This is a genomic window from Paenibacillus hebaui (assembly GCF_051934385.1).
Taxonomy (GTDB): Bacteria; Bacillota; Bacilli; order Paenibacillales; family Paenibacillaceae; genus Paenibacillus.
Window position 1 is genome coordinate 3,095,410 of sequence record NZ_CP196836.1, and the last position, 26,636, is coordinate 3,122,045.

The window sequence follows — 26,636 nt, forward strand, 5'->3', positions numbered from 1 at the left end:
TATGTTATGGAACCGGTTCCGATAATTTGATTTTCATATAAGTTAGATTAAGAAAAAGAAATACACGATTACGGAGAGGGCAGAAAAAATCTGAAGAAACGTAGTGTTCGCCTAAAAGCTTTCTGTAAGAAAGCTGCTTCGGAAGCATAGGCTATCACGGATTTCACCCATTAGAAAAGGGATCAAGGGAATCAGGGGATAACAGTGATGGGACGATTGTTCTGCCATCGAAGTCCCAGTGTAAATTTTTTTGAAATAACTTATATAAGCAAGAATGGAGAACACTTATGAAAATGACTAGAGAACAGCGTTACAGACGGATTGAGCAAGCTGAACCTGGGGAGATTGCAAATCTTGAAGCTCTCATATCGGTATGTCCCTGGAGACAGAGTTACCATATTCAGCCCATAACAGGTCTGTTAAATGATCCGAACGGATTCTCCTATTATCATGGGCATTATCATCTATTCTATCAGTGGTTTCCGCTTGGAACAGAACACGGAATGAAGTACTGGTACCATACCCGCTCAACGGACATGGTGAACTGGGAAGAAGTGGGTATTGGGATCGAGCCTGGTGATACGTTTGACTCGCATGGAGCTTATTCCGGAAGTGCAATCGAGAAAGAGGGCAAGTTATATCTGCTCTATACAGGCAATACTCGGGATGAGGCATGGATCAGACATCCGTACCAGTGCTTAGCCATAATGGATGAAAGCGGCTCAATAAACAAGTTGGATTACCCTGTGATCTCTTCGGTACCCTCAGGATATACAGAACATTTCAGAGACCCGAAGGTTTGGCAACAGGGAGATACGTATTATTGTGTGATCGGAGCTCAGCGAGCAGATGAGACCGGATGTACGGTATTGTATCGCTCGACTGATCTCAAGCAATGGGAGTTTCTTGGAGAGGTCCTTACCCAACTGACCTCATTTGGCTACATGTGGGAGTGCCCGGATTACATGGAGATGGATGGGAAGGGTGTACTCATCTTTTCACCGCAAGGCATAGCTGCCAAGGGAGACCACTACAATAATATTTTTCAGTCTGGCTACCTGATTGGCGAACCGCTGAATCTTCAGACGAGAGATTTCGAGCATGGTGAATTTCAGGAGTTGGATCGCGGATTTGACTTCTATGCTCCGCAGACAACGAAGGCCCCGGATGGAAGACGCATTCTTGTTGGATGGATGGGACTTCCCGATCTGGAGTATGCAACAGACGAGAGTGGATGGGCGCATTGCCTGACGATTCCTAGGCAATTGTCACTGCGAGATGGCAAGTTAATCCAACAACCCGTTGCAGAAATGATCCAATTGCGTAAGCAAGTCGAAGGAACTCATATTCGCTCAATGATTGACCATGAGAGTCGATCTTTCGCTGGTTTTGCTGGAATTGCCTATGAGCTGATCTGTGAGATAAGTCATGTAGATGCAGAGCTTGTTGGCATAGAATTCAGGGCGAATGTAGCGGAGAAGACTGTTCTCCTGTATGATCGAATTCAGCAGAAAGTTGTCCTGGATCGGACCCTGTCTGGTACCAAGCTGGAAGAGCAGAATGGTACTGTACGGCGGTGCAAACTAAGTGCAGACGTGATTAAGTTCCATATGTTTGTGGATTCCTCTTCCGTTGAGATCTTTGTGAACGATGGGGAAGAGGTCTTTACCAGCCGGATTTTCCCGAGCCAAGACAGTGGGGAGATTCGATTCTTTGCTCACGGAGGCAAAGCAGAATTCCAAGCAACGAAATGGGAGATTTAGAAATTAGGGGAGAGGAATGAAGCAGGATGTCGGATAACCAACGAATTGCCCAGGAAGTCATTCGTTCCATCGGGGGCAAAGACAATATCTCATCATTTGCACATTGTGCAACACGCCTTCGCATCATGGTGAAAGACAAGGAGAAGATTGATCAGCAGCAGGTCGAGAACATCGACAAAGTCAAAGGGGCTTTTTTCAACTCGGGCCAATATCAGATCATCTTCGGTACGGGGACGGTGAACCGAATCTTTGAAGAGGTCGAGAAGCTAGGCATTGAAGGATCGTCCAAGGATGATGTGAAAAGTCAGGGAAAAAAGGAAGGCAACGCTTTTCAACGAGCTATCCGCACGTTTGGTGACGTGTTTGTTCCGATTATTCCTGTGTTGGTGGCAACGGGGTTGTTCATGGGACTGCGGGGACTGCTCACCCATAATGAGATTCTTTCCTTGTTTGGTGCAACCCCAGAGGATATTTCGCCCAATTTCCTGTTATTCACTCAGATACTGACGGATACGGCATTTGCATTCCTGCCTGCACTTGTAGCATGGTCCGCATTCCGTGTATTCGGAGGAAGTCCGGTACTTGGTATCGTATTAGGACTAATGCTGGTCAATCCGGCATTGCCGAATGCTTACGCGGTGGCAGATGGTTCAGCACAGCCCCTGCATATGTTCGGCTTCATACCTGTTGTGGGTTATCAGGGTTCAGTTCTGCCGGCGTTCTTCGTAGGCTTGATTGGAGCTAAGTTCGAGAAGGTTCTAAGAAGACGTATACCGGAGGCACTGGACTTAATCCTCACTCCGTTTATCACACTAACCGTTATGATTACACTCGGACTCTTCGCGATTGGCCCGGTGTTCCATTCCCTTGAAGAGTGGGTGCTGCATGGAACGACCGCCGTATTGGATCTTCCGTTCGGGATTGCAGGTATAATCATTGGTTTCTTTCATCAGATTATCGTGGTTACCGGTGTGCATCACATCTTCAACTTCCTGGAAATCCAGCTGCTGGAGAAAACGGGCGTTAACCCGTTCAATGCAATCATTACCTGTGCAATGGCTGCACAAGGAGCCGCTTGTCTGGCGGTAGGTTTGAAGACCAAAAATACGAAGCTGAAAGCACTCGCGTTACCGTCATCGTTGTCTGCATTTCTGGGCATTACCGAGCCAGCCATTTTCGGGGTCAACTTGCGTTATATGAAACCGTTTATTATGGGTCTCGTGGGTGGCGGTGTGGGTGGGTTTATCGCATCATTATTCCATTTGCAAGGTACAGGTATGGCCGTGACGGTTATTCCGGGAACCCTGTTATATCTGAACAGTCAATTACCGTTATACATTTTGTCCAATGTGGTTGCCATGGGGGTAGCCTTTGCACTTACCTGGTTCTTTGGATATAAGGATCAGCCGAGTGTAGAGGGAGCGGCCAGCCATGCGGGCATGGGGGATGAAACAGTGAAATTGACTGCGGTTCATTCAAAAACAGATATCAAACCAACGGTAAGCCATCGTCCCAAGGTAGATGTACTGGAAATCGCTTCACCGATGAATGGGACCGCTGTTGCTTTGGAGCAGGTTCCTGATCCGGCATTTTCGGAGAAACATATGGGAGAGGGCATTGCCATTGAGCCTTCTGAAGGCAACGTTTACGCCCCTTTTGATGGTGTCATTGCACATGTAATGACTAAGAGCAAACATGCGATCATTCTGGAGCATGAAACGGGTGTGCAGATGCTTGTGCATATTGGAATTAACACGGTAGGACTGAAAGGGGAGGGGTTCACCGCGCATGTGAATAACGGGGACACCGTAACCGCAGGACAGTTGTTGATTGAATTTGATATGGATCACATTCAGGCTGCAGGTCTGCCATTGATTACACCTGTGCTTATTCCATACGGGAATGATACGATTGAGCATGTCATGGCAACGTTGACAGGCAATGTTCAAGCCAATGATGAAGTCATACTCGTGGTGAAATTCAAAGAACCACAATAAGCCAGTAGGCTGAAGTCGTCGGATCGGGGATCGCCGTCATCATTAATAAATCCGAATTATCCAAGTAAAAGAAAAAACGTTCTGACCTGAGCCTGTTGCTCTGGGCAGAACGTTTTATGAATTTCAATAGGCTATATAAAGAGCTGTAATTCTATTATGAAGATACTCCGACAACACTAGAACCGTTCTTTGTAATTTTGTACGTAATTACGTCTCCACTCCAGAAGTGGAATTTGAGAATAACCTCACCATTACTGGTTTCGTTGAAGAAGTCTTGTTTCAATTCAATCACATTACTGTTGTAATTCGGGCTGAACGTGCGGGCAAACTCTTTGAATGAAGTCCAGTTTTGTGGACCAGCGTTGCCACCATTCGTATACGTGGCTTCCATAGTGGCCAGCTGATTACCGTTAAATGTAGTTGGAATCGCAAATGAACTGGTTGTACCTGCTGCATTGTTCAGTTTAGGTGTATCATACTTAATGATATTCAAGTTCCAGTTGGCGCCGTTGTTGAATTTGACAGTCAGTTTAGCATTTACGCCGAGATTACCGGATGTTGTTAGTTTGTTTAACAGACTGGCTTTCAATGTAAGTATATCCCCATTGATGGTATAATCCGTATGATTAACAAGTGTTGTGCTGCCATGGGACAGGGAAGTGAATGTATTGCCATTCAGATTCAGTTTTACAGTCTTATCCTGAACTGCGGCACCTTTCTTCAAGTACACCAAATCGGATTCAGCAGTGGACGAACGACCAGTCCAGCTGGCTTTCATCGTGTTATACAGATCCTGGTCAGACCAGACAAAGCTGGTACGACCAAAATGCTGTCCGTTATCCCACAACATGGTAGTCATTTGTTTTTGACGCAGGTATTGTCCGATAAATTCGAAGAATTTCAGCTTTTCGCCTTGTTCGATGACGCCAGTGTGCTGGTCAAAGCCGAGCAAACCATATTCACCGACGATAACCGGAATGCCTTTGGCTGTAAAAGCATTGTACACCCGGTCAAATGTCTGGGTGATATCCTGCTGCACTTCTGCGTTAAATTTGGTGTAACCAGCGATGTTAACACTGAATGGCCAGAAGCCATAGTAGTGGACTGTAGCGATAATATTAGGATCATTCAATTTGGCAATCGTCTGGGATAGTGCATCCAAATCCGGTTGAGTGGAAGAGGTGTGCATCGTTGGCAGAACCAATGGACGTGTTGTATTGTTTCCGCCGGATGCTCTCACGATGTTGTGAAAAGATACATTCAACTCATCCAGCAAAGCGTATGCGGTAGCGGTATTCGTTGTTCCACCTTCTGTGAAGCGTGGTTCATTTACACTTTCGAACATCAGCTTGGTGGATGCGTTTTTGAATTTGTTCGCAATTTGAGTCCAAGCTGAGTTATAGCGTGCCAGAACATTGGCATGGTCATTCTCCATATAACTGATCCACTGCCAGGAGTCGTGGTGGATATTAATCATGACATACAGATTCGCATCAAGTGCCCAGTTAACAACCTGTTGCACACGATTCATGTAAGCGGCATCAATCGTGTAGTTGGGTGCTCCACCCATGTGAGCTTGCCAGGTCACAGGAATACGAATACTTTTGTATCCTTGATTGGCAATCTGCTGAATCAGTTGTTGGGTGATCAATGGGTTGCCCCAGGCAGTCTCATCGGCACCAACGGCGTCCAGTGAGTTACCCAGATTCCAGCCTGGTTCCATGGCATTGACATAAGATTGCATATTGGTTGGCGCAGCAGCTACATTTGCCTGAACTGTATTATCCGTAGCGGCAGCAGCTATGGCAGAGGAGAACAAGGACAGAATCATCGCGGTCACGATCGTGAGTGAGAGAACCGATTTACGGTTTTTTTTCATAAACATAGTCTCCTTTGAGTTATAATTGTTGAACTATAATATGGTGCTTGAAAGAAATACCGAAAGAAGCTCAACAGCAACAAGCGTTACACTTGTTCGAAAATGGGATCACCTCCATTTTTAGAATTGAAAGCGTTTTCTAAGTTGTAAATATATCATAATTAATGAGAAGGGAATACCATCATAATTGGAATAAATTTCATGTAAAAATTAGTGATTATTGGATTATGTTATCTTTGTTTGAAGAAAAATCGTGGCATTAAGTCCATCATTGAATTTAAATAAAATAACAGGAGGGGATATGTAATGAAACTGGATGCACATCAACATTTTTGGAATTATAACATGCATGAATATGGGTGGATCGGGGAGCATATGAGTGTTATTCGACGATCGTTTCTCCCGGAAGATTTGGAACCTCTGCTAACCTATTCAGGAGTATCGGGTTGTATTGCTGTACAAGCGAGACAAACGGTTGAGGAAACGGAATGGCTTCTGTACTTGGCAGAACAGCACGAGTTCATCAAGGGCGTTGTGGGTTGGGTGGATCTGTGTTCTGTAGAAGCTTCACGTCAACTTGAGAAATATGCATCAAACCCCTGGTTGAAGGGGGTACGTCATGTGATACAGGATGAATCGGATGTAAAGTTTGTGCTGCGTGACGATTTTCAGCGCGGAATTGCTTTGCTGCAACCCTATAATCTGGCGTACGATCTGCTCGTGTCCAAGGAGCAACTGCCTTATGTGGTAGAATTGGTTAAGAATTTTCCTGAACAGCGATTTGTGCTTGATCACCTGGCGAAACCGGATATTAAGGCGGGCCAGGTGTCACCTTGGAAGGAAGCACTATATTCGTTGTCAGAACAACCGAATGTATACTGTAAATTGTCAGGAATGATGACTGAAGCGGATTGGGGAAATTGGAAACAGGAGGACTTTACCCCCTATCTGCATACAGCCTTGGAAGCCTTTGGTCCAGATCGGGTCATGTTTGGCTCGGATTGGCCAGTTTGTACGGTGGCTGGTACATACTCTCAAGCACTTGAGATTGTAATGAAGCATATGTATTCCATGTCTGAGACGGAGAAGCAGATGATATTTGGGGGCACCTGTGCCACCTTTTATCAGTTATAGCGATTGCATTCATAGCTGATCCAGGTTTGACGATGTTGACAGTTTCCCTAATTCTTGTTAATGTTTTATCCAATCCGCATAATTGTGATCCGGGAATGTTACCGATACGGGCATAACCTGAGCTGGCTTGTTTACACGCGACCGTGTATCCAGGCTGGTTCGGGTTTTTTGTATTTGTATTTTCAATGTTTCTTGCGATTTGAGCGGATATCTGAAAACCATATTTGGAAGGAGAATGATGATGACAAATTTTAAATTTCCCAAGGACTTTCTATGGGGTGGAGCTATTGCTGCCAATCAGGCGGAGGGTGCTTACCTGGAAGATGGCAAAGGACTGAGTATCGTTGACTTGTTGCCAACAGGAGAGAACCGCAGAGGCATTATGGAGGGCAACGTTCCCGCATTTACGCCGCTTGCAAACGAGTTCTATCCTTCGCATGAAGCGATTGATTTCTATCATCGTTATCCCGAAGATATTGCCTTATTTGCTGAAATGGGCTTCAAAGTGTTGCGTGTTTCGATTGCCTGGGCACGAATTTTCCCAACCGGAGAAGATGTACAGCCAAATGAAGCCGGATTACAATTTTACGATAATCTGTTTGATGAACTGCTGAAACATGGTATTGAACCTGTGGTTACACTCGCGCATTTCGATGTGCCGGTGAATCTGATTGAGAAGTATGGCAGCTGGAGAAGCCGCGAACTGGTAGATTTCTTTGAGACGTATGCCAAAACGGTATTCTCCCGCTATAAGGACAAGGTAAAATACTGGATGACCTTTAACGAGATCAATATGCTGCTGCATCTGCCATTCCTCGGTGCGGGGTTAACGTTCAAGGAAGGCGATAATATCAAGGAGATCCAGTATCAGGCTGCTCATCATCAACTGGTTGCAAGTGCATTGGCAGTCAAAGCCTGTCATGAGATCATTCCGAGCGCAATGATTGGCTGTATGCTCGCGGCCGGCAGCTTCTATCCGTATACGTGCAATCCGGAAGATATATTCAAGGGTATGGAAAAAGATAGAGAATCCTATTTCTTCATTGATGTTCAGTCCCGCGGGGAATATCCGGGTTACGCCAAACGTTTCTTCAAAGATCACAGTCTGAATATTGTTATGCAGCCGGGTGACGTGGATATCCTTAAGAATCATACGGTTGACTACATTGGATTCAGCTATTACTCCAGCCGTACAACCAGCACAGATCCGGAAGTGATCAAAAACATGACCAGCGGCAATGTGTTTGGCTCAGTAGCCAATCCGTATTTGGCAAAATCGGAGTGGGGATGGACCATAGATCCCAAAGGATTCCGTATTACAGCAAACCAATTGCATGACCGGTATCAAAAACCTCTGTTTGTTGTCGAGAATGGGTTTGGTGCCAATGACATGGTGTCTCCAGAAGGGCAAGTGGATGATGACTACCGGATCGATTATCTGAAACGGCATATTGCCGAGATGGGTGAAGCTATTCAGGACGGTGTACACATTATTGGTTACACAAGTTGGGGACCGATCGATATTGTCAGTGCTTCTTCGGGTGAGATGAGAAAACGTTACGGCTATATTTATGTAGACCGGGATAATGAAGGTAAAGGTGAGCTGAAGCGTATTAAGAAGAAGAGTTTCCACTGGTACAAAAAAGTGATTGAATCAGAGGGGACGAATTTGGGCGAAGCGTAGGATTGGGAAAAGCGCAGGTCAAATCAACCGGGAGAACCATTCATCATGGAGCTCCCCGGCTGATGCCCTTTGCTTGAAAGCGTTGACATATACGTTACTTTCGCGCTATACTTGACGCAATTATATCGTTTTGGGATTGTTACTACACCATGTAGGCAAAACCTAAGCATCAAAAAAGAAGACAGCATTTGTCTTGTTTATTTTGTGATGCTTCAGGTTTTTTTTGTATGCCCAAAAGTGTATAGGACTGCAAAGAGGGATTGTGACGGGGGGATTGAAGTGAACATAGCAAAGGTTATCAACAATAACGTCATCAGCATATATCAGTCGGATGGAGCCGAACTTGTAGTGATGGGGCGTGGGATTGCCTTTAAGAAAAAGCCGGGAGATAAAGTAGATGAGACCCGCATTCAGAAAGTTTTTGCATTGAAAAACAAGCAGACCTCCGATAATTTCAAACTGCTGCTGCGCGAAGTGCCGATGGAATTGATCGAAATAGTGGAAGAAATTATTACCTACGCCAGAGAGAATCTTGGCCGGAATTTGAATGAAAATATCTATGTGTCCTTGACGGACCATATCAATTTCGCGATTGAACGATACCGTGAAGGGGTTGAGATCAAGAATGCGTTAATGTGGGAAATCAAACAGTTATATAAGGCCGAATTCGGACTAGGTCTGAAAACGCTGGAGCAGATTAAAACCAGGATGGACATTGAGCTTCCACCAGATGAAGCCGCTTTTATTGCTCTGCACATCGTGAATGCCGAGATGAACGAAGAAGTGATTACGACCATGAATATTACGAAGTTCATTCAGCAGATTATTAATATTGCGAAGTATCATTTCAAAACGGAATTTGACGAAGAATCCTTAAGTTATTTTCGGTTCATCACACATTTAAAATTCTTCTCGCAGCGTGTATTGAGCGGAACGCACTATGAGAACAACTATGATCACCTATACGACATGATCAAGCAGAAACACAAGGAAGCGGCAGCATGTACGGAAAAAATTGAGCTGTTTGTGAAAAAAGAGTACAATCACGAACTGACAAACGAAGAGAAATTGTATCTGACGGTACACATTGAGCGAGTTGTGAATCGCTAGATAATATATGTTGACAAATTTGGTTAAATTATAATAATATGAGATTAACAGGAACTGAATACGATTTAACTGGGATTGTTACTGGTTATGCAGGCAAAACCTAAGTCATGAGAAGACCGGACCGATGTGTCTATCTTCCTCAAGGCTTAGGTTTTTTGTGTGCAAAAAAATGGGTAGGATGCCTGTTTGATAAAAAGTGGGGGTGCACATCATGAGTCAGGAAAAACTAGCGAGAGAGATTATTGAGCTGGTCGGCGGTGAAAAGAATGTGGTATCACTGGTTCACTGCGCAACGCGTTTGCGGTTTGTATTGAAAGACGATGCAAAGGCAGACAAAGCCAAGCTGGAGAAGACAGAGGGGATCATCGCTGTCAAGGAAAACGGTGGACAGTTTCAGGTTGTGGTGGGTAATAAGGTGCCTGAAGTGTATAGCGCCATTGGAGAGATTAGCAGCCTCTTGGACGATTCTTCGGACAAGGAGAAACCTCGCAAAGCAGCCAAGGGAATTGGCGGTATTATCGATGTGATTTCCAGCATTTTTGCACCGCTGCTTGGCGTCATGGCTGGAGCCGGTATTCTGAAAGGTTTGTTGCTGATTGCTAGCAACATCGGATGGCTGGAAACCACGGAAACGACATATAAAATCTTATTTGCGGCAGCGGACAGTCTCTTTTATTTCCTGCCCCTGTTGTTAGCGGTTACAACAGCACGTAAATTCCAGGGTAATATGTTTGTAGCGATGACCATTGCAGGTGCACTAATCTATCCTACCATTGTCACGCTGAAAGCAGAGGGGACACCTACTGATTTCTTCGGTATCCCTGTGATATTGATGAATTATTCATCTACCGTTATTCCGATTATTCTAGCTGTAATTGTCATGAGCAAATTAGAGAAATTCTTTAATAAAGCACTTCACGATAGTGTGAAAAACTTTGTTACACCTCTATTTTTGCTAGTAATCATGGTACCACTTACCCTGCTTGTATTTGGTCCATTTGGAGTGTATGTAGGTAATGCGATTGCAGCGGGACTTGTTGCGGCCTTTGGATTCAGTCCATTGCTCGCTGGAGCCGTGATGGGGGCAAGCTGGCAGTTGCTCGTTATTTTCGGAATACACTGGGGTCTCATTCCTGTATTTATTAATAACGTTGCTGTCTATGGACAGGATGGAGTTAAGCCAGCTGCGACTGCTTCCATCTTCGCACAAACCGGGGCTGCTTTTGGGGTTATGCTGAAAACCAAGAACAAAAAGTTGAAAACATTGGCGGGATCATCCACATTGACAGCACTGTTCGGTATTACCGAGCCAGCGATCTATGGTGTAACGTTGCCACTCAAACGTCCATTCATCGCAGGCGTAATTGGGGGCGCCATTGGTGGAGCTATTATCGGCCAGGCAGGTACACAAGCGTTTGCATCCGGTGCACCGGGGCTACTGACCTTGCCAATCTTCTACGGGCCGGGTGGGCAGGGCTTCCCGGGTCTGATCCTTGGTATCGTGGTATCCTTTGTCGTTTCGGCTGTACTGACCTATATTATGGGCTTCAAAGATCCCGTTGAAGAAGAAGAGAAAGAAAAAAATACGGATTCCAGCAAGCCATCGGCAAGAGCAGAGGCTTCATCAGATCAAGAGGTATTCAGCCCAATCGAGGGAACGATTGTGGAATTGTCGGAAGTCCCCGATCCCGCATTTTCATCCGGCGCGATGGGCAAGGGGATTGCTATTGAACCGGTAGTAGGCCGTGTCGTAGCACCTTTTGACGGAACGATAACCGTTGCTTTCAAAAAGAAACATGCTCTGGCTGTTGTATCCGATACGGGTGCTGAGATTTTGGTCCATGTCGGGGTGGACACGGTCAAGCTTGACGGTCAGCATTTTACTTCACACATTCAGGAAGGTGACCGTGTAAAAGCGGGAGATTTGCTGCTGGAATTTGATATCGCTGCGATCAAGGCGGCAGGTTATCATACAGTAACACCTATCATTGTAACGAATTCTGCGAACTACGAGGAAGTGGTTTCACTGGTTACAGGGCAGGTTCGTACCCAGGAGCCACTGTTGAACTTGTATGGCGGGAAGGTTGACGCAGAGTAACGCGAGAAGTGCGGTACACTTTGCATGCACATTAGAAAATGAAGCCATAAAGGAAGAGATTAAAGAGAAACCGCCAAAATCATTTTGGCGGTTTCTCTTATTTTGGGATATCCGTATAGGATATCTATGTATTTATGTACTGATCAGGAGTCAGCTTTTACAACCGTTGAATGCATGTTACCTGTCAGACGCTGAGGAGGGAAAACCATGCGTACAGGTGCAATGATGATCGCAGCAAATACGGCTTTAATAAGATCTCCAATAATGTAAGGATAGAAACCTTGAATCATGGCTTCAGAGAAGGACATGTTATAACCATACGCAAGCCAGGGTACGCCTGAAACATAGTTCAACAGGGAACCGAAGATTTCCAAGATGATAAAAGCAAGAAAATAACCCATGATTCCCCGAATTTGAATTCTGGAGAGGAACAATCCAATCAGGAGTGCTGACAAAGGCCATATGACAACGTATCCCCCTGTAGGTCCGAGTAGTACAGCCAGACCTCCGGTTCCGTGTAGGAGGGGGAAACCAAATGCCGTGAGCACAACGACCAGTGCGACACTGAGAAAACCATACAATGGTCCAAGCAATCCACCAGCCAGCATCACCGCAAGAGTTTGCAAAGTAATCGGCACAGGCGAGAAACCAATCGGAATACTTATGTAACCAAAAAGAACAAGTATGGCTGCCATGAGTGCGCTGAATACAATACCTCGCAAAGATAATTTCATGTTTGAACATTCCTTTCAAATTTGGTAATCTATTGTTAACCAAATAATATTGAGTGGTTAACGATTAGGATCGTACCACAAAAGGATTGAAAGGGAAAGGACTAATTTACGATGCAAGACAACATACCTTTATTTACTATAGAAGATGCTCGTGTGTACTATGCTTCCGAATCTGGTCAGGTGAGAAAGGCGCTGGATGGAGTGTCGTTCGAGCTGCATCGAGGAGAATGGATAACCATTGTCGGGGCCAATGGCAGCGGGAAAAGCACACTGGCTGGACTGCTGATTGGATTCACCCCCTTATCTGGTGGTCTACGAAATATCTCAGCTGATGTTACCGTGCGAGGTGTTTTGCAGCAACCCGACGCACAGGTGCTCGGGGATACCATTGAAGAGGAATTTCATTTTGCTTTGTCACCAGTGGTGGAGTCTGTCCAAGAGCAATTGGAGCGCCGACAGCAAGCATTACATACCGTAGGACTTCATTATCCCCCAGAAACGGCCATCTCGCAGTTGTCGGGAGGACAGAAGCAGTTGCTTAACATTGCAGTGGCTCTTGTAGCCAGACCAGATGTATTCATTCTGGATGAACCGACAGCCATGCTTGATCCGGGAGCTAGAGACCGAATTGAAGTTATAGTCCAGGCCATTGTCCAGCAAGGCACAGCAGTGATCTGGATTACGCATCACCTGGAAGAAGCAACATTATGCGATCGAATCATTGCTCTTGAAAAGGGACGTTGTGTATACGACGGAATGCCTGAGTCCTTTTTTTACGGGTCAGAGACGCAAGAGAGTGTTACCCAAGAAAAGGAGTACTTATCGCCCTGCGAACGATTGGGGCTGGACCCTCCTTTTACTGTAAAGACGGCGTTACTGCTGAAGCAAAGAGGCTTGCTTCCTGATGTGATGCCACTGCGACCAGAACAGCTCGCTAAGGAGGCTGCACGTTGAGGATTGATTTAACGAATATACGTATAGAAGCATCCGAAGCGAATAAGCGTGTACTGCTTGACGATGTGACTGTGCAATTGAACAGTGGGGAAATTACCCTGCTGCTGGGCTGCACAGGATCGGGAAAAACAACGTTGCTACAGACGCTGGCTGGCCTAAAACCTCCGGATGCAGGAAGTATCACTTTGGATGGCGAGCCTTTCTGGCGAGAAGGCAAAGTACCACAGTCCATTTTGTTACAGATGGGCCTGGTATTTCAATTCCCGGAACAACAACTGTTTGCCCGGAACATTCAGCGGGAATTCGCGTATTCCCTGCGTCCATACCGAATTTCAGATGAACAACAGGAAAAGCAGATCACGGAAGCGCTCAAACAGTGGGACCCACCCTCGGGTAAAGAACAGGAACAACGATTTCGTCTGAATAGATCGCCATTTGCCCTGAGTGGGGGGGAAAGGCGTAGACTTGGTCTTGCACTGGGTAGTGTCACGAATCCACACTGGTTTCTGCTCGATGAGCCTAGCGCCGGATTGGAAGCACAAAGTGTCATGCTGCTCCTTGATGCACTGGTTCAGCATCGTGAGGAAGGCTGTGGAATCGTGGTGGCAACGCATGATCTGGATACCTTTTTGCCTTGCGCCGATCGAGTTCTGTTATTACAGGAAGGTCGTCTGATCGCTGATCTCACACCAAGAGAGCTGCATTCACGGCCCGAACTGCTGGAGCAGACGGGGATTGGCTTGCCCCCTTCCATGCGGCTGGCACAGCAATTCCGAACGGCTGGCATTCACTTGCCTTTTACGGCAATGACGCCAGAGGAGATGGTTGAAAGTATTGTTCAGTCCAAGCGAATGGAGCCGGAGGGCTGTACAAAATCGGAATTAAAAAAGGAAAACAAGTCGGGAACATTGGCGGTTGCCGAAAGTACTCTATTCAACGGGGAAACGAGGGATCTCCTTCCTTACTCTAGTAGAGCTGGAAATGCTGAATTTCCAAACGTCAGGCCAACTTCAACCAGTGGAATGTATGGAGTCATGGACCCGCGTTTGAAATGGATGTTGTATATTTTACTGGTAACCGCGGCGATGCTTCAACAGCGCTGGTTGGGGTTGACGTTAACATTGGTGCCAGTAGTGGCCGCACTTGCCGCTCTCCCTCGTCAGACTTTGGCTGGATGCGTGAAGTTAATGAAGCCGCTGTTATTCTTTTTCCTCATATCAACAGCGTTATCTGGAACCACCCTTTCAACAGAGGGAGGTGGTCTGCACTTTGGTTTTTCCCTGGTACAGGCGGAGGGCACTTTGCTGAATGTGTATCGTTTGTTTATTGTCACCTTGGCGAGCCTATGGTTTTCGCTTACCACGCCTTATGGGCGTATGGTAGAAGGGCTGAATTGGGTACTTGGCATCGGTAAAAAAATCAGGCTGCCCGTTGCCTCGTTTGCACTTGCCGTATCGTTAATCTTTCGGTTTATCCCGATGATCTGGAGTGAGTGGCAGCGATTCTCGTTGATCGTGCGGGCACGTGGGAAAGCGGTGTTACGACCGAATGCGGTCCGGGTGCGTGACCTGGGTCCAATGGTCATTCCCTTGCTTATGGCGCTGTTCCAGCGTGCAGAGGATATGACGATTGCGATGGAAATGCGTAAAGTCAGAGAGAATTCTCTGCTTGGAGCACGTTCTTCTTTGTTGGTATGGTCGAGGCGTGATACCTGGATTAGCATCGCTGGTCTTATTGTCTTTGTATTATTTGTATCATTACGCCAGGTGTAACGGTAAAAATGAAGGCGCTGGATCGATGATTCGATCAGAGCTTGAAACGCAGTGTTTTGCAGGTGCATATGTATAAATGTTCTTCTTTTGGCTCAAAATAAACCTGCTTTGATCACCTTGAAGCAGATATGGAGGGACGAACGATGAAGGAGAAATTTTTGCAGGAAGAAAGGCAAGAATATACCGATGTTTCCACGGTGGAGTCGCAGCGAAATGATATCACACTCGAAGAGTTCCCAGAAGGTCCTTACGGTTCATCTCTGATGTCTGAATCTCTTGGGAAGAGCTCGCCGTGGCGAGTGGATCAAAGGACCGCGCATCGTTTTGATTATGAGAATCATGAGCTGCACGAAGGAGAAGTTCGCGATTATCCTGGTCAGGACGTCTTTGATGAATCTGTCCCCGATAACGTGACCGAGCCTCAATACCCGGAAAAATCGTAATGACGTGTTGTTATAAATATGAAATAAATAATGGCCTTCGGCAGGATTGTCCTGTTCGGGGGCTATTTTTAGTTGTATATATGTCCAATCAAGTCGGATATTGCAAGCCCAATATAGAGATATATGAACTTGTTCAATCTCATATACACAGGACTGCACATATTATATATGTGGATGATCAAGCTAAAAATTTGAAGCCTGCTACTGAACTGGGATGGGAAACATTACTTGCAGATCAACAGCATCATTGGATTGCTGTAATTGACGAATGGCTCGTAGACCAACATTAACCCTAGACACAGATGTACTACATCACCTACATATATACCGCTGCACGAATTGGATGCAAAAAAAATAGGGGCTGTCCCATAAGTCATAAAAATGGCTAGGGACAGCCCTGTTTTCCAAATTGTAAAACAAAAAGAAGCCTTTCCTTGGTAAAATGGAAGTGTCGAGCAACCATTTCTAAGGAGGGCTTCTTTTGTACATTCAATATACCATGGATCAACTTTTCTTGCCAATGGATTTGGAGACAGATATCCCCGAAAATCACCTCGTTCGTGTTGTGAATGACGCTGTCAATCGCCTGAGCGATTCCATTTTCAACTCGGCGTATCCTGGCGGGGGCCGCCATAGCTATCATCCCAAAATGCTCACCAAAATCATCATCTACGCCTACACCCAGCGCATCTATTCTTCCCGGAAAATCGCCAAGGCCGTTCGCGAAAATATCATGTTCATGTGGCTCGCTGCGCGGCAACAACCGGATTTTCGGACCATCAATCGCTTCCGTTCGGAGCGGATGAAAAAGGTGTTGGAAACCGTGTTTACCCATGTGCTGGAGTTGTTGGTTCAGGAGCAATACGTATCCTTGGAACACTACTTTCTGGACGGAACCAAGCTTGAAGCAAATGCGAATCGGTACACCTTCGTCTGGAAAAAGGCTGTCGTCAAGTACCAGGCCAAGTTGCAAGAAAAAGTACATACCCTGTTCCAAGCCATCGAAGCGGCTGAAGGTGAAGAAGATGCGCTCCACACGGGTACAGACCTTCCTGAGCTCGGTGAAGCTTCTGCGCTCACGGCAGAAAAGCTGGAAAAAGCCGTTAAGCAACTGGAGGAATCTTTACAAGAAAAACCGAAGAACAAAACATTAAAGAAAGCGGTACGCCAGTTGCGGAAGGACTTGCTACCGCGGCTGCAGAAGTATGAGCATCAGATCCAAACCGCTGGCGAGCGCAATAGTTACAGCAAAACCGATCCAGATGCGACGTTCATGCGAATGAAAGAAGACCATATGCGAAATGGTCAATTGAAGCCAGGGTACAATGTGCAGATCGGAACGGAAAACCAGTTTATTTTGGGCTACAGTGTACATCAACGGCCTACCGATACCAAATGTCTGAAGCCGCATCTGGAGCATGTGGAAGAAACGCTCGGTAGACGACCGAAAATCGTCATTGCCGATGCAGGATATGGAAGCGAAGAAAATTACAGCTATTTCGAAGAGCAAAACATCCAGGCAATCGTCAAATACGGGACGTACCACAAGGAGAAAACGAGAGCCTTTCAGCAAGCGATTGGCAAAGTGGATAACTGGAGCTACAACGAAACGGAAGATACATGGACCTGTGCGGCTGGGAAGACGTTACGTTTTCGGTACGAAAGCGAGACGTTCACGGAGAGTGGCTACACGATTCGAACACGCCATTATCGAAGTGCAGATTGTAGCGATTGTCCCCTCAAAACGAAATGCACCAAAGCCAAAGGCAATCGGGAGATCGCGATCAGTCTGACCTATATGCGGCAAAAAAACAACATGCGGGAACGACTGCGTAGCGAGGAAGGATACACCCTTTCGGTTCGGCGCATGACAGAGCCAGAAAGCGTGTTTGGACAAATCAAAAACAACCGGGCATTCCGAAAATTCCTGCTTCGCGGCTTGCAAAAAGTAAGCTTGGAGGTCGGGTGGCTTTGCCTCGCCCACAATCTGCTTAAAAAGGCCGCAATGACGGAAAAACGCAAAAGGGACAAAGCAGGATAAACCTCTGCTTCGTCCCTTTTGAACGTATGGGTGTTATTTCTTTTTGCCGATACGTTTTTTAAGGCTTTTGAGACAGCCCCTATTTGTCATGTTAACAATGGTAGCAATATCGTAAATTCAGTTCCTGTGCCTACCTGGCTGCTAACCGTAATTTTCCCGCCATATGACTCCACGATCGTGTGGGTAATCGCCAGGCCGAGACCGGCGCCGCCTTGTTTCCTCGAACGCGATGTGCTTGTCCGGTAAAATCGTTCAAAGACGTGAGCCAGATGCTCCGGTTCAATCCCTGTGCCATTATCCTTCACCGACAACTCGGCCTTATCATGAACAGCATACAACGTTAAGGTGATGGCACCCCGATCAGGATCGGTATGCTGGACTGCGTTATGGAACAAGTTGAGCACGACCTGCTTCAATTTGTAGGGATCAGCCATCACATAAACTTCAGCAGTCAGGTCAATATGAACATTACGTTGATGCGCCATCATGACAAGTTGTGGCTGCATTTCGAGCAGAAGACTGTCGAGCTGAATAACTTCTTGCTGCAATTGGGGTGCCTGGTCCAGCTTGGTTAACATCAACAAATCCTCAACCAGCTTGTTAATTCGCATGGATTCCCCATACATGCTGTTCAGTGCGTTATATAACTGTTCGCTATTGCTTGCTGCACCTCGCTGTAGTACCTCAATAAATCCGTGAATGGAGGTAAGCGGGGTACGTAACTCATGAGAAGCATCGGACAAGAAACGCTGCATTTGCTCCTTCGAATCACGTTCTGCTTCAAACGATTCTTCCAATCTCTCCAGCATACCGTTGAAGGAAAGAGCCAACTGATCCACTTCCTGTTGCCCTTGAATAGCGGGAAGACGTTCGGCCAGACTGCCTGCATCGATCTGTTGTACTTTATCCACCATGTTGGACAGAGGCACCAGAGTCTTCCGGAGTGCCCTAGTATAAAGAACTAGGCCAGCAACCATCGCGAGCAGCGATAACATCATGAAGATCAGAAGTTGTTTCATAATCAGATCCTTGAGCGGTTTGGTTGCAGTGCCCATCTGCACCATGGGTAAGCCGCGATTACGCGGCCCTGGCGAGGAAAAGACGATAAGCTGCTCATTGCCATGGCTATCCGTTACAATCCGGTACGGAACATGTTGTTTATCGTTAATCTGATCTGTGATGTTCTGATATTCAGCTGACGTCAAGCGAGGAGCGGTCAGACCGTCTTCACCAAAGATGTCCTTGAACGCATTTTGTTTATCAAATAGTGCCAGTGAGCGGTCGGGGATGTATAATACCCGATTGTCTGAACCGCGTCCTTCTGCTCCAGTCTGTCCTCCAAAAGGATTGTTGGAGGAGCCGCTGCGTGAAGGGATTCCGAGCCAGACAGGGGGCATGGACATAAGCTGTTCCTCCATGGTTTTCGCCTGATTACGATACAGAAAGCTTTCCATAATCCAGAATTGAAGAAATCCAATTAGCAATAGCAGAGCTGCAAGAATGAACAGGGAACGTGAGAGCAATTGAGAGCGCAGTGAACGCGGCCAGATCCATTGGTGCAAACGCCGCCAACGATGTTTATGCTGCTTTGGTAAGGCTCCCATCAGAGATCCAGCCTGTATCCGACGCCCCGAAGTGTACGAATGAGTTTATGCTCTTTATCCCCGAGTTTGTCACGTAAAGAGCGAACATACACCTCCACAATATTTTCTTCTCCTCCAAAATCGTATCCCCACACTCGACTCAGAATAGTCGCTTTACTCAGCACAATACCGTGATTAAGCACGATGAACTTTAATAGTTCATATTCGGTTGGAGATAACTCCAGGACCTGATCGTGAAACGTCATTTCTTTGCGTTGATCATCGATTCGAAAAGGACCATGTGTTACGACGCCTATTAATAATGGAAATTGATTCCGCAGCCTTGCCTGAATTCGGGCGAGAAGCTCGTCGAAGGAAAAGGGTTTGATCATATAATCGTCAGCACCAAGCCATAGGCCTTTGACCCGATTCTCGACTTCGTCTTTGGCTGTCAGCATAATTACGCCCACCTGGGCCCCGGTCTTGCGCAGACGTTCTACAACTTCGAACCCATCCATCTCTGGCATCATGACATCCAGTATGGCCATATGTGGGCGGAATTCAAGCGCTAACTCAAGTGCAGCCGCTCCATCCGGTGCGGTACGTACATCAAAGCCTTCATTGCTTAATCCAAGCTCCAGAAATTGCAAAATATGTGGTTCATCATCAGCCAAAAGTATTTTAATGCCAGTACTTAGTTTCATAAGCAGGCGTCCCTCCCTGTTGAATCCATCGATTAAGTATCCTCATTTGAGGGCTTTATGTTGTATTATCGCTCGCCCAACTGAAAATTAGCTGAAAGTTTTGTAAGTTATCCTCAGGCAACATTCAGCGGGCACTCATCCTAGCTTTATTTTGGCATGTCACAATGTTAAACATGAAGAACTTGAAGGAGTGATTGACATTGAATAACGCCAAACGAAGGATTGATCTAGTCCTTCTGCCGATTGTATTATTAGCGGCATTTCTGAACGGGTATGGCATCTGGAACGACCATTATGCCAATTCCTATTATACGACCGCCGTTGGGAGCATGCTAAGAAACTTCCATAACTTTTTCTATGCGTCGCTCGACTCGGCTGGTTCGGTAACCGTAGACAAACCACCTGTTGTTTTCTGGATTCAGACGGCTTTTGCCTACGTGTTTGGTTTACACGGATGGAGTGTTATTTTACCGCAAGTCTTGGCGGGGATCGGCGCGGTGCTGCTGATTTATTTCATGGTGAAGCCTACATATGGACTTGCAGCGGCTCGAATCTCGGCACTTGCGATGGCGACTGTACCTGTTGTTGCCGCAGTTAGTCGGACCAACAATATTGATAGCATGCTGGTGTTTACACTATTGCTTGGAGCGTGGTTTTTGTTCAAAGGAAGTAAACAAGGCAGTACGTGGCGTATTCTGGTTGCCTTTGCGTTAATAGGCGTAGCCTTTAATATGAAAATGCTTCAAGCCTACATGATTCTCCCGGCTTTTTACTTGTTCTATCTGCTCGCGTTCAAGGCGAAATGGAGAAGAAAAATCATATTGCTGATGGGCAGTACAGCGGTACTGGCAGTCGTCTCCTTATCCTGGGCGGTCACCGTGGATTCTATACCGGAAGATCAGCGGCCTTATATCGGCAGCAGTGAAACCAACTCGGTGCTTGAACTGGCATTTGGATATAATGGTCTGTCCCGCCTTACAGGGCAGCAGAATACGGCAGGTAATGCGGGTATGCCAAACCCCGCTGATCCGGGAAATAATCAAAGCGATAGATCTTCGTCAACATCCGCTCCCGAATCCACTTCCGATTCGACGGGGAACAGCCCCGCTCTGTCTGGCAACTCACCGGACAGTGGTGGAATGGGCGGGATGAACGGAATGACTATCCCAGGTGGCGAAATGCCTAATGGAAGAGACTTTGGTGGTGGAATGGGAAGCATGTTCGGTACAGGGGAAAAAGGTCCTCTGCGACTGTTCCAGACTGAACTTTCAGGCCAAGCCAGTTGGCTTTTGCCAATCGTACTGCTTGGATGCATTGCTATTTTTGCAGGGTTGAGACGGAGAAATATAACCGATAAGCATAAGGAAGCTTTGTTCTGGCTGGCTTGGTTAATTCCGGTTGCTGCTTTCTTCAGTGTGGCAGGTTTCTTCCATCAGTATTATCTGATTATGCTTGCACCTCCAATCGCTGCGCTGACTGGCGCAGGATTTGTAGCCATGTGGACGGCCTATCGTAAACGCGCAGGCTGGCAAGCCTGGTTACTACCGGCGTCTGTACTGCTGACCACCATTTTTGGCTGGTACATCATGCAGGTGTATGACGACACCATCGGAGCAGGCTGGTCTATTAGTGAATTAATCGCGGGTATCCTGATCACGCTCATCCTGGTTGTGATGCTTAATCGTTCACATCCATGGAAACAGGGCTTGATTATCGCAAGCTTCATGGTAATGCTGATCGGTCCAACCTATTGGGCATTCACGCCAATTATCTACGGTGGTAACAGCATGATTCCGGCAGCAGGTCCCACTGGGATGTTTGGGGGAATGGGTATGGGAATGGCAATGGGTGACCGACCAGATAACGGCAATGGCACTATGACTCCACCGAATGCATCAGAAGAAATGGATCAACAGATTTCGTCTTCTAACAGCGGATCGGATGTTGACAGCACAGGTACGGAAGCACCACCGACAACTGGAGGATTTGGAAATGATGGTAGAGGGAACGGCGGAGGAGTGCCTATGGCTGGTGGCCGGGGCGGAGCTGGAGGCATGAACGAAGAAGTGGATGCCACAACTCTGAATTATCTGAGAGAACACACAACGGGCGAAACCTATCTATTTGCAACCACCAGTTATAATCTGGCGGCTCCTTATATCATCGACGAGAATGAAGCAGTAATTACACTGGGCGGCTTCTTAGGCTCAGATCCGGTATACACAACGGATGAACTGGAACAACTCGTCAAGAGTGGGCAAGTGAAGTACTTCATGATTGGCGGTATGGGTGGCCGAGGAGGAAACTCGGACATTAGCGATTGGATCAAAGAGCACGGAACCGAGATCCCAACCTCAGAATGGAAGACAGGCACGGACACGGATAACAGAGACACAGGAATCGGGGCTGGATTCGGATTCGGCGGACAGACGACTTTGTATGAAGTGAAATTGTAAGGTGAATCAAATGAACCAACAAGCTGATATGAAAAACGTGAACGAAGTCCATTGGAAAAGGGAGGGAACGAACATGGCTCACACATACCGTTACAGCATTATTATTCCCATGTATAACGAGGAAGCGGTGATCGAGGAGACCTATCGGCGACTGAAGAAGGTCATGGGCAGCACAGGAGAGAGCTATGAACTTTTGTTTGTCAATGATGGCAGTATGGATCGAAGTGCACAGATGATCCAAGACTACGCCCGTTGGGACGAGAGTGTGAAACTGATTGATTTTGCCCGTAACTTCGGTCATCAGATTGCGATTACTGCGGGTATGGATTATGCAGCGGGGGATGCGGTGGTTATTATTGATGCGGATCTTCAGGACCCTCCCGAACTGATTCTGGATATGATCGCGAAATGGAAAGAGGGCTATGAAGTCGTGTATGCACGTCGCACCAGACGAAGCGGGGAAACCCGCTTTAAGAAATGGTCGGCAAGTCTGTTCTATCGTGTACTTCGTGCCTCAACGGATACGGATATCCCGGTGGATACCGGAGATTTCCGGCTCATGGATCGCAAAGTATGTGATGAGATGAAACGTCTTCCGGAGAAGAATCGTTTTGTCCGCGGTCTGGTCAGTTGGGTCGGATTTCGTCAGACGGCCATTGAATACGAACGTGATGAACGTCTGGCAGGGGAGACGAAATATCCGCTGAAACGCATGCTGAAACTGAGTCTGGACGGTATCACTTCATTCTCACACAAACCGCTCAAGCTTGCAGGGTATGTGGGTGCTATTCTGTCCATCGGGGGCTTTTTCTATATGCTCAGTGTCATTGTTTCGGCAATCTTTACGGATTCAACGATTAAGGGATGGCCATCCATAGTGAGTATCATGCTGATGTTTAACGGATTCATCCTGATCATGCTGGGTATTCTTGGTGAATATGTCGGCCGAATCTATGATGAAACCAAGGCGCGTCCGCTATACATCGTGAGAGATGTATATCAGGTGGAAAGTCAGTCGGGTCAGGGGCGGTTGACGGGTAGAGTTGTGAATCATGACTAATCGTTTCGTCACAGCCTTCAAGTTCGGTATTGTGGGAGTTCTGAATACGGCGGTGGATGGGTTGGTGTTCACCCTGCTTGCCGCAGTGGGTACACCTGCCCTAATTGCCCAAGCGATCTCGTATAGCTGCGGAGTCCTGAATAGTTACTGGTGGAATGGCAGATGGACTTTCCGCGATTCAGCGCGGCAAAGCAGAAGAACCGAAATCATGCGATTTGGTATAACCAATCTGGTGGTTCTCGCGCTATCCTCGCTGATTCTGTTCATCTCGAACAGCCTGTGGGGCTGGAACATTGTGATGAGCAAAATACTGGCGACCCTCTCGGGAATGGTTTTAAACTATATGGCCAGTCGGTATTGGGTGTTCCGGGCAGACGCCTCTCAAGTCACAGACCCTTTACCAGATGCAAATAAAAGGAGTTTTTCATGAGATGAGAATTAAAAAAGCAGTGATTCCGGCAGCGGGGCTTGGCACCCGATTCCTGCCAGCGACCAAAGCACAGCCCAAAGAAATGCTGCCGATTGTGGATAAACCGGCCATTCAATATATTGTGGAAGAAGCGGTACAATCGGGAATTGAGAATATCATCATCGTAACTGGGCGCAACAAAAAATCGATTGAGGATCATTTTGACAAATCAATTGAACTCGAACATTCCTTGTACGCCAAGGGCAAGCAAGCATTGTTGGAACAAGTTCAAGCCATCAGTGAGATGGCCAGTATCCATTTTATTCGCCAAAAGGAGCCGCTCGGACTGGGACATGCGATTGGATGTGCCCGGCAGTTTGTGGGAAATGAACCGTTCGCCGTACTGCTGGGGGATGACATTATGGTGTCCGATCCGCCAGCGCTTGCACAGATGATACATTTATATGAAAAGACAGGCAGCCAGATCGTCGGTGTGCGTCAGGTACAGGCTGAAGATGTGAGCAAATATGGAATTATTGATTCACAAGGAGCAGCTAATGGGATTCACCGGGTGACTAATCTCGTAGAAAAGCCTTCCATTGAGGAGGCTCCATCTCGAACAGCAGTGATGGGACGTTATATACTGAAACCTTCCATCTTTCCGATTCTGGATCAGATCGAAAGAGGAGCAGGAGGGGAATACCAGCTAACCGATGCACTGAAAGAAGTGAGTCAGGTGGAGGAACTGCTGGCTCTTGAACTGGAAGGACGTCGTTACGATATTGGTGATCAGTTCGGATATATTCAGGCCATTCTGGAGATCGGATTGATGCGCAAGGAGCTTCAGCCCATGCTGACACCGTATCTCAAAAGACTTGCAACACAGTGGGCATAAAGCTTTCTAAAGGATAAACGTTTATATTTAAACAGGGCTGGGGTATTGTTTCGAGGTCAGTTAGCCCATTGAGTACCTATCTTTAGCAGCGGGAAAATAATAAAAATACATCCAATTACAGCAAATTATAAAAAATGTGTTTACTTCACAACGGTAATTTTGATATTATAATCGCAATATCAAATGCGACGAAGAGACGAGTAGATAAAAATAATTCTTTCAAAGAGAGCTCCGGCAGCTGAAAAGGAGTAAAGAATCTTTTATTGAATAAAGACTCAGAGCAGCACATCGGAACTTAGGATTAAGGGATGGTGTGACAGGAGCTCCTGTTACAGAGCTAGAGTATAAGTAGGCTACAGCATGCATAATGGTTGTAATCCTTTACTTGAAGAGGCTGGTATGGCGACATATTGGCGAATCTGGGTGGTACCACGAGTGTTCAATCTCGTCCCTGAGACATCTGTCTTGGGGATGGGATTTTTTGGTTTTTTTTCGGGGAGATGGCTACACGCTTTGGAAACGCCTGAATAGTGTTTATTAAGGGAGTAATCACGGATTCCCAGCAACCCATGCATGATTAAAAATGGCTAATATTCAACTCACACCGAAAGGAAATGATGATCTAATGTCAGCAAAATTGAAAGTTGGTATTGTCGGAGGAACAGGAATGGTGGGTCAGCGTTTTGTGGACCTGCTCGATCAGCATCCATGGTTTGAAGTTACAGCGATTTCGGCAAGTGCCAACTCGGCAGGCAAAACATATGAAGAATCGGTACAAGGCAGATGGAAACTCGCTGTTCCCATTCCGGAAGCGGTGAAGAAGATCGTTGTTCAGGATGCTTCCCAAGTAGAGGCATTTGCCAGCCAAGTTGATTTTATCTTCTGCGCGGTTGATATGAAAAAGAATGAAATTCAGGCGCTCGAAGAGGCTTACGCCCAAACAGGCACACCTGTCGTTTCCAATAACTCGGCTCACCGCTGGACGGCAGATGTACCTATGGTCATCCCTGAAATTAACCCGGGACATCTGGACGTGATTGAAGCTCAACGCAAACGTCTAGGCACCAAGACCGGATTCATTGCCGTAAAACCAAACTGCTCGATTCAGAGCTATGTACCTGCACTGCACGCCTTGCGTGAGTTCAACCCAACACAAGTAGTTGCTTCCACGTATCAAGCAATCTCTGGAGCCGGTAAAAACTTTACAGACTGGCCTGATATGCTCGACAATGTCATTCCATACATCGGTGGCGAGGAAGAGAAGAGTGAGCTGGAACCACTGCGGATCTGGGGTAGCATCGAAAATAATCAGATCGTAAAAGCATCTGCTCCATTAATTACGACTCAATGTATTCGTGTGCCGGTAACGGATGGACACTTGGCTACTGTCTTTGTAAACTTCGAGAAAAAACCAAGCAAAGATGAAATTCTGGAGCGTTGGTTGCAGTTCAAAGGTCGTCCGCAGGAGCTGGCTCTGCCAAGTGCACCGAAACAATTCATTACGTATTTTGAAGAAGAGAACAGACCGCAGACGAAACTGGATCGTGACATCGAACGGGGTATGGGCGTATCGACGGGCAGACTGCGTGAAGATTCCCTCTATGATTACAAATTCGTGGGACTGTCCCACAACACCCTCCGTGGAGCGGCAGGCGGTGCGGTTCTAATCGCGGAACTGCTCAAAGCCGAAGGATATATCCAACCGAAGTAAGTTCGTGAGCACAATAGACTTCCTCCAAAGAATGATTACATGAAAAACCATCACTCGTTGATGGTTTTTTTCTGTAACCAGCATTGTAAGGAGAGAAAGATACGTGTCACAGTCGCATTTCTTTCCGATGGAGCCTTGTTACAAGAAATTTATTAATTTAATATGGAAAATTTTGCATTGTAAGTTCATGAAATTTACTGTATTTTTAT

20 protein-coding genes and 1 other annotated feature are annotated in these 26,636 nt (G+C 46.6%); of the genes, 16 read left to right on the top strand and 4 right to left on the bottom strand.

Going from position 1 to position 26,636, the window contains the following annotated elements; genetic code table 11:
- The first annotated feature begins 287 nt into the window (after positions 1 to 287).
- Positions 288 to 1,763, top strand: a complete 1,476-nt coding sequence (locus ACR32F_RS13755) for a glycoside hydrolase family 32 protein (protein WP_440119224.1) — start codon at positions 288 to 290, stop codon at positions 1,761 to 1,763.
- Between the two features lie 26 nt (positions 1,764 to 1,789).
- Complete coding sequence (locus tag ACR32F_RS13760; RefSeq protein WP_440119226.1) at positions 1,790 to 3,760, top strand: sucrose-specific PTS transporter subunit IIBC; 1,971 nt, start codon at positions 1,790 to 1,792, stop codon at positions 3,758 to 3,760.
- A gap of 154 nt (positions 3,761 to 3,914) precedes the next feature.
- Here the strand turns inward: ACR32F_RS13760 and ACR32F_RS13765 are convergent, their stop codons facing one another.
- Positions 3,915 to 5,639 carry a cellulase family glycosylhydrolase gene (locus tag ACR32F_RS13765; RefSeq protein WP_440119227.1) on the bottom strand — a complete coding sequence of 575 codons (1,725 nt, stop codon included), beginning with the start codon at positions 5,637 to 5,639 and terminating at the stop codon, positions 3,915 to 3,917.
- Positions 5,640 to 5,945: 306 nt separating this feature from the next.
- Between ACR32F_RS13765 and ACR32F_RS13770 the strand changes: the two genes are divergently transcribed.
- The 4 genes from ACR32F_RS13770 (at position 5,946) to ACR32F_RS13785 (ending at position 11,665) form a co-directional block, all read left to right on the top strand.
- Positions 5,946 to 6,773, top strand: a complete 828-nt coding sequence (locus tag ACR32F_RS13770) for an amidohydrolase family protein (RefSeq protein ID WP_440119228.1) — start codon at positions 5,946 to 5,948, stop codon at positions 6,771 to 6,773.
- A gap of 241 nt (positions 6,774 to 7,014) precedes the next feature.
- Positions 7,015 to 8,457, top strand: a complete 1,443-nt coding sequence (locus ACR32F_RS13775) for a 6-phospho-beta-glucosidase (protein ID WP_440119841.1) — start codon at positions 7,015 to 7,017, stop codon at positions 8,455 to 8,457.
- Between the two features lie 279 nt (positions 8,458 to 8,736).
- A complete protein-coding gene (licT, locus tag ACR32F_RS13780) occupies positions 8,737 to 9,567 on the top strand; it encodes a BglG family transcription antiterminator LicT (RefSeq protein WP_440119229.1) in 831 nt (276 codons plus the stop codon).
- Positions 9,568 to 9,778: 211 nt separating this feature from the next.
- On the top strand, positions 9,779 to 11,665 hold the full coding sequence (locus ACR32F_RS13785; RefSeq protein ID WP_440119231.1) for a beta-glucoside-specific PTS transporter subunit IIABC: 1,887 nt from the start codon (positions 9,779 to 9,781) through the stop codon (positions 11,663 to 11,665).
- Between the two features lie 143 nt (positions 11,666 to 11,808).
- Here ACR32F_RS13785 and ACR32F_RS13790 read toward each other — a convergent pair whose 3' ends face one another.
- Entirely contained in the window at positions 11,809 to 12,399 is a 591-nt protein-coding gene (locus tag ACR32F_RS13790) for a biotin transporter BioY (protein WP_440119232.1), read from the bottom strand.
- 111 nt (positions 12,400 to 12,510) lie between these two features.
- Between ACR32F_RS13790 and ACR32F_RS13795 the strand changes: the two genes are divergently transcribed.
- From ACR32F_RS13795 to ACR32F_RS13815, 5 genes are all read left to right on the top strand, one after another.
- Positions 12,511 to 13,353, top strand: a complete 843-nt coding sequence (locus tag ACR32F_RS13795; protein ID WP_440119233.1) for an ATP-binding cassette domain-containing protein — start codon at positions 12,511 to 12,513, stop codon at positions 13,351 to 13,353.
- Complete coding sequence (locus ACR32F_RS13800; protein ID WP_440119234.1) at positions 13,350 to 15,125, top strand: ATP-binding cassette domain-containing protein; 1,776 nt, start codon at positions 13,350 to 13,352, stop codon at positions 15,123 to 15,125. Before ACR32F_RS13795 ends, ACR32F_RS13800 begins: the two co-directional genes overlap by 4 nt.
- Before the next feature lie 143 nt (positions 15,126 to 15,268).
- Complete coding sequence (locus ACR32F_RS13805; RefSeq protein WP_440119235.1) at positions 15,269 to 15,568, top strand: hypothetical protein; 300 nt, start codon at positions 15,269 to 15,271, stop codon at positions 15,566 to 15,568.
- The gene (locus tag ACR32F_RS13810) at positions 15,568 to 15,858 is read left to right on the top strand and encodes an HAD-IA family hydrolase (RefSeq protein WP_440119236.1); all 291 of its coding nucleotides are present in this window, start codon (positions 15,568 to 15,570) and stop codon (positions 15,856 to 15,858) included. The genes ACR32F_RS13805 and ACR32F_RS13810 overlap by 1 nt, the downstream gene beginning before the upstream one ends.
- A gap of 191 nt (positions 15,859 to 16,049) precedes the next feature.
- Complete coding sequence (locus ACR32F_RS13815; protein ID WP_440114982.1) at positions 16,050 to 17,609, top strand: IS1182 family transposase; 1,560 nt, start codon at positions 16,050 to 16,052, stop codon at positions 17,607 to 17,609.
- A gap of 86 nt (positions 17,610 to 17,695) precedes the next feature.
- Here the strand turns inward: ACR32F_RS13815 and ACR32F_RS13820 are convergent, their stop codons facing one another.
- Positions 17,696 to 19,213 (bottom strand): sensor histidine kinase, encoded by a 1,518-nt coding sequence (locus ACR32F_RS13820; protein ID WP_440119237.1) that lies wholly within the window; start codon positions 19,211 to 19,213, stop codon positions 17,696 to 17,698.
- A complete protein-coding gene (locus ACR32F_RS13825) occupies positions 19,213 to 19,896 on the bottom strand; it encodes a response regulator transcription factor (RefSeq protein ID WP_440119238.1) in 684 nt (227 codons plus the stop codon). Before ACR32F_RS13825 ends, ACR32F_RS13820 begins: the two co-directional genes overlap by 1 nt.
- 200 nt (positions 19,897 to 20,096) lie before the next feature.
- Here ACR32F_RS13825 and ACR32F_RS13830 point away from each other — a divergent pair, with 200 nt between their 5' ends.
- The 5 genes from ACR32F_RS13830 (at position 20,097) to asd (ending at position 26,427) form a co-directional block, all read left to right on the top strand.
- Positions 20,097 to 22,352 (top strand): ArnT family glycosyltransferase, encoded by a 2,256-nt coding sequence (locus ACR32F_RS13830; RefSeq protein WP_440119239.1) that lies wholly within the window; start codon positions 20,097 to 20,099, stop codon positions 22,350 to 22,352.
- A 73-nt stretch (positions 22,353 to 22,425) separates the two neighbouring features.
- A complete protein-coding gene (locus tag ACR32F_RS13835; protein ID WP_440119240.1) occupies positions 22,426 to 23,412 on the top strand; it encodes a glycosyltransferase family 2 protein in 987 nt (328 codons plus the stop codon).
- Positions 23,405 to 23,842 (top strand): GtrA family protein, encoded by a 438-nt coding sequence (locus ACR32F_RS13840; protein ID WP_440119241.1) that lies wholly within the window; start codon positions 23,405 to 23,407, stop codon positions 23,840 to 23,842. Before ACR32F_RS13835 ends, ACR32F_RS13840 begins: the two co-directional genes overlap by 8 nt.
- Position 23,843: 1 nt before the next feature.
- On the top strand, positions 23,844 to 24,716 hold the full coding sequence (gene galU / locus ACR32F_RS13845; protein ID WP_440119242.1) for a UTP--glucose-1-phosphate uridylyltransferase GalU: 873 nt from the start codon (positions 23,844 to 23,846) through the stop codon (positions 24,714 to 24,716).
- Between the two features lie 179 nt (positions 24,717 to 24,895).
- Positions 24,896 to 25,172 (top strand) — a binding site (T-box leader).
- A 169-nt stretch (positions 25,173 to 25,341) separates the two neighbouring features.
- Positions 25,342 to 26,427, top strand: a complete 1,086-nt coding sequence (gene asd / locus ACR32F_RS13850; RefSeq protein ID WP_440119243.1) for an aspartate-semialdehyde dehydrogenase — start codon at positions 25,342 to 25,344, stop codon at positions 26,425 to 26,427.
- Positions 26,428 to 26,636 lie beyond the last annotated feature (209 nt).

Excerpts from the sequence above, each read along its gene's own strand:
- ACR32F_RS13770 (WP_440119228.1), top strand. The coding sequence starts at position 5,946 with ATGAAACTGGATGCACATCAACATTTTTGGAATTATAACATGCATGAA.
- ACR32F_RS13765 (WP_440119227.1), bottom strand. The coding sequence starts at position 5,639 with ATGAAAAAAAACCGTAAATCGGTTCTCTCACTCACGATCGTGACCGCG.
- ACR32F_RS13795 (WP_440119233.1), top strand. The coding sequence starts at position 12,511 with ATGCAAGACAACATACCTTTATTTACTATAGAAGATGCTCGTGTGTAC.
- ACR32F_RS13760 (WP_440119226.1), top strand. The coding sequence starts at position 1,790 with ATGTCGGATAACCAACGAATTGCCCAGGAAGTCATTCGTTCCATCGGG.
- ACR32F_RS13755 (WP_440119224.1), top strand. The coding sequence starts at position 288 with ATGAAAATGACTAGAGAACAGCGTTACAGACGGATTGAGCAAGCTGAA.
- ACR32F_RS13820 (WP_440119237.1), bottom strand. The coding sequence starts at position 19,213 with ATGGGAGCCTTACCAAAGCAGCATAAACATCGTTGGCGGCGTTTGCAC.
- ACR32F_RS13790 (WP_440119232.1), bottom strand. The coding sequence starts at position 12,399 with ATGAAATTATCTTTGCGAGGTATTGTATTCAGCGCACTCATGGCAGCC.
- asd (WP_440119243.1), top strand. The coding sequence starts at position 25,342 with ATGTCAGCAAAATTGAAAGTTGGTATTGTCGGAGGAACAGGAATGGTG.
- ACR32F_RS13775 (WP_440119841.1), top strand. The coding sequence starts at position 7,015 with ATGACAAATTTTAAATTTCCCAAGGACTTTCTATGGGGTGGAGCTATT.
- ACR32F_RS13840 (WP_440119241.1), top strand. The coding sequence starts at position 23,405 with ATGACTAATCGTTTCGTCACAGCCTTCAAGTTCGGTATTGTGGGAGTT.
- ACR32F_RS13805 (WP_440119235.1), top strand. The coding sequence starts at position 15,269 with ATGAAGGAGAAATTTTTGCAGGAAGAAAGGCAAGAATATACCGATGTT.
- ACR32F_RS13825 (WP_440119238.1), bottom strand. The coding sequence starts at position 19,896 with ATGAAACTAAGTACTGGCATTAAAATACTTTTGGCTGATGATGAACCA.
- ACR32F_RS13810 (WP_440119236.1), top strand. The coding sequence starts at position 15,568 with ATGACGTGTTGTTATAAATATGAAATAAATAATGGCCTTCGGCAGGAT.
- galU (WP_440119242.1), top strand. The coding sequence starts at position 23,844 with ATGAGAATTAAAAAAGCAGTGATTCCGGCAGCGGGGCTTGGCACCCGA.
- ACR32F_RS13835 (WP_440119240.1), top strand. The coding sequence starts at position 22,426 with ATGGCTCACACATACCGTTACAGCATTATTATTCCCATGTATAACGAG.
- ACR32F_RS13785 (WP_440119231.1), top strand. The coding sequence starts at position 9,779 with ATGAGTCAGGAAAAACTAGCGAGAGAGATTATTGAGCTGGTCGGCGGT.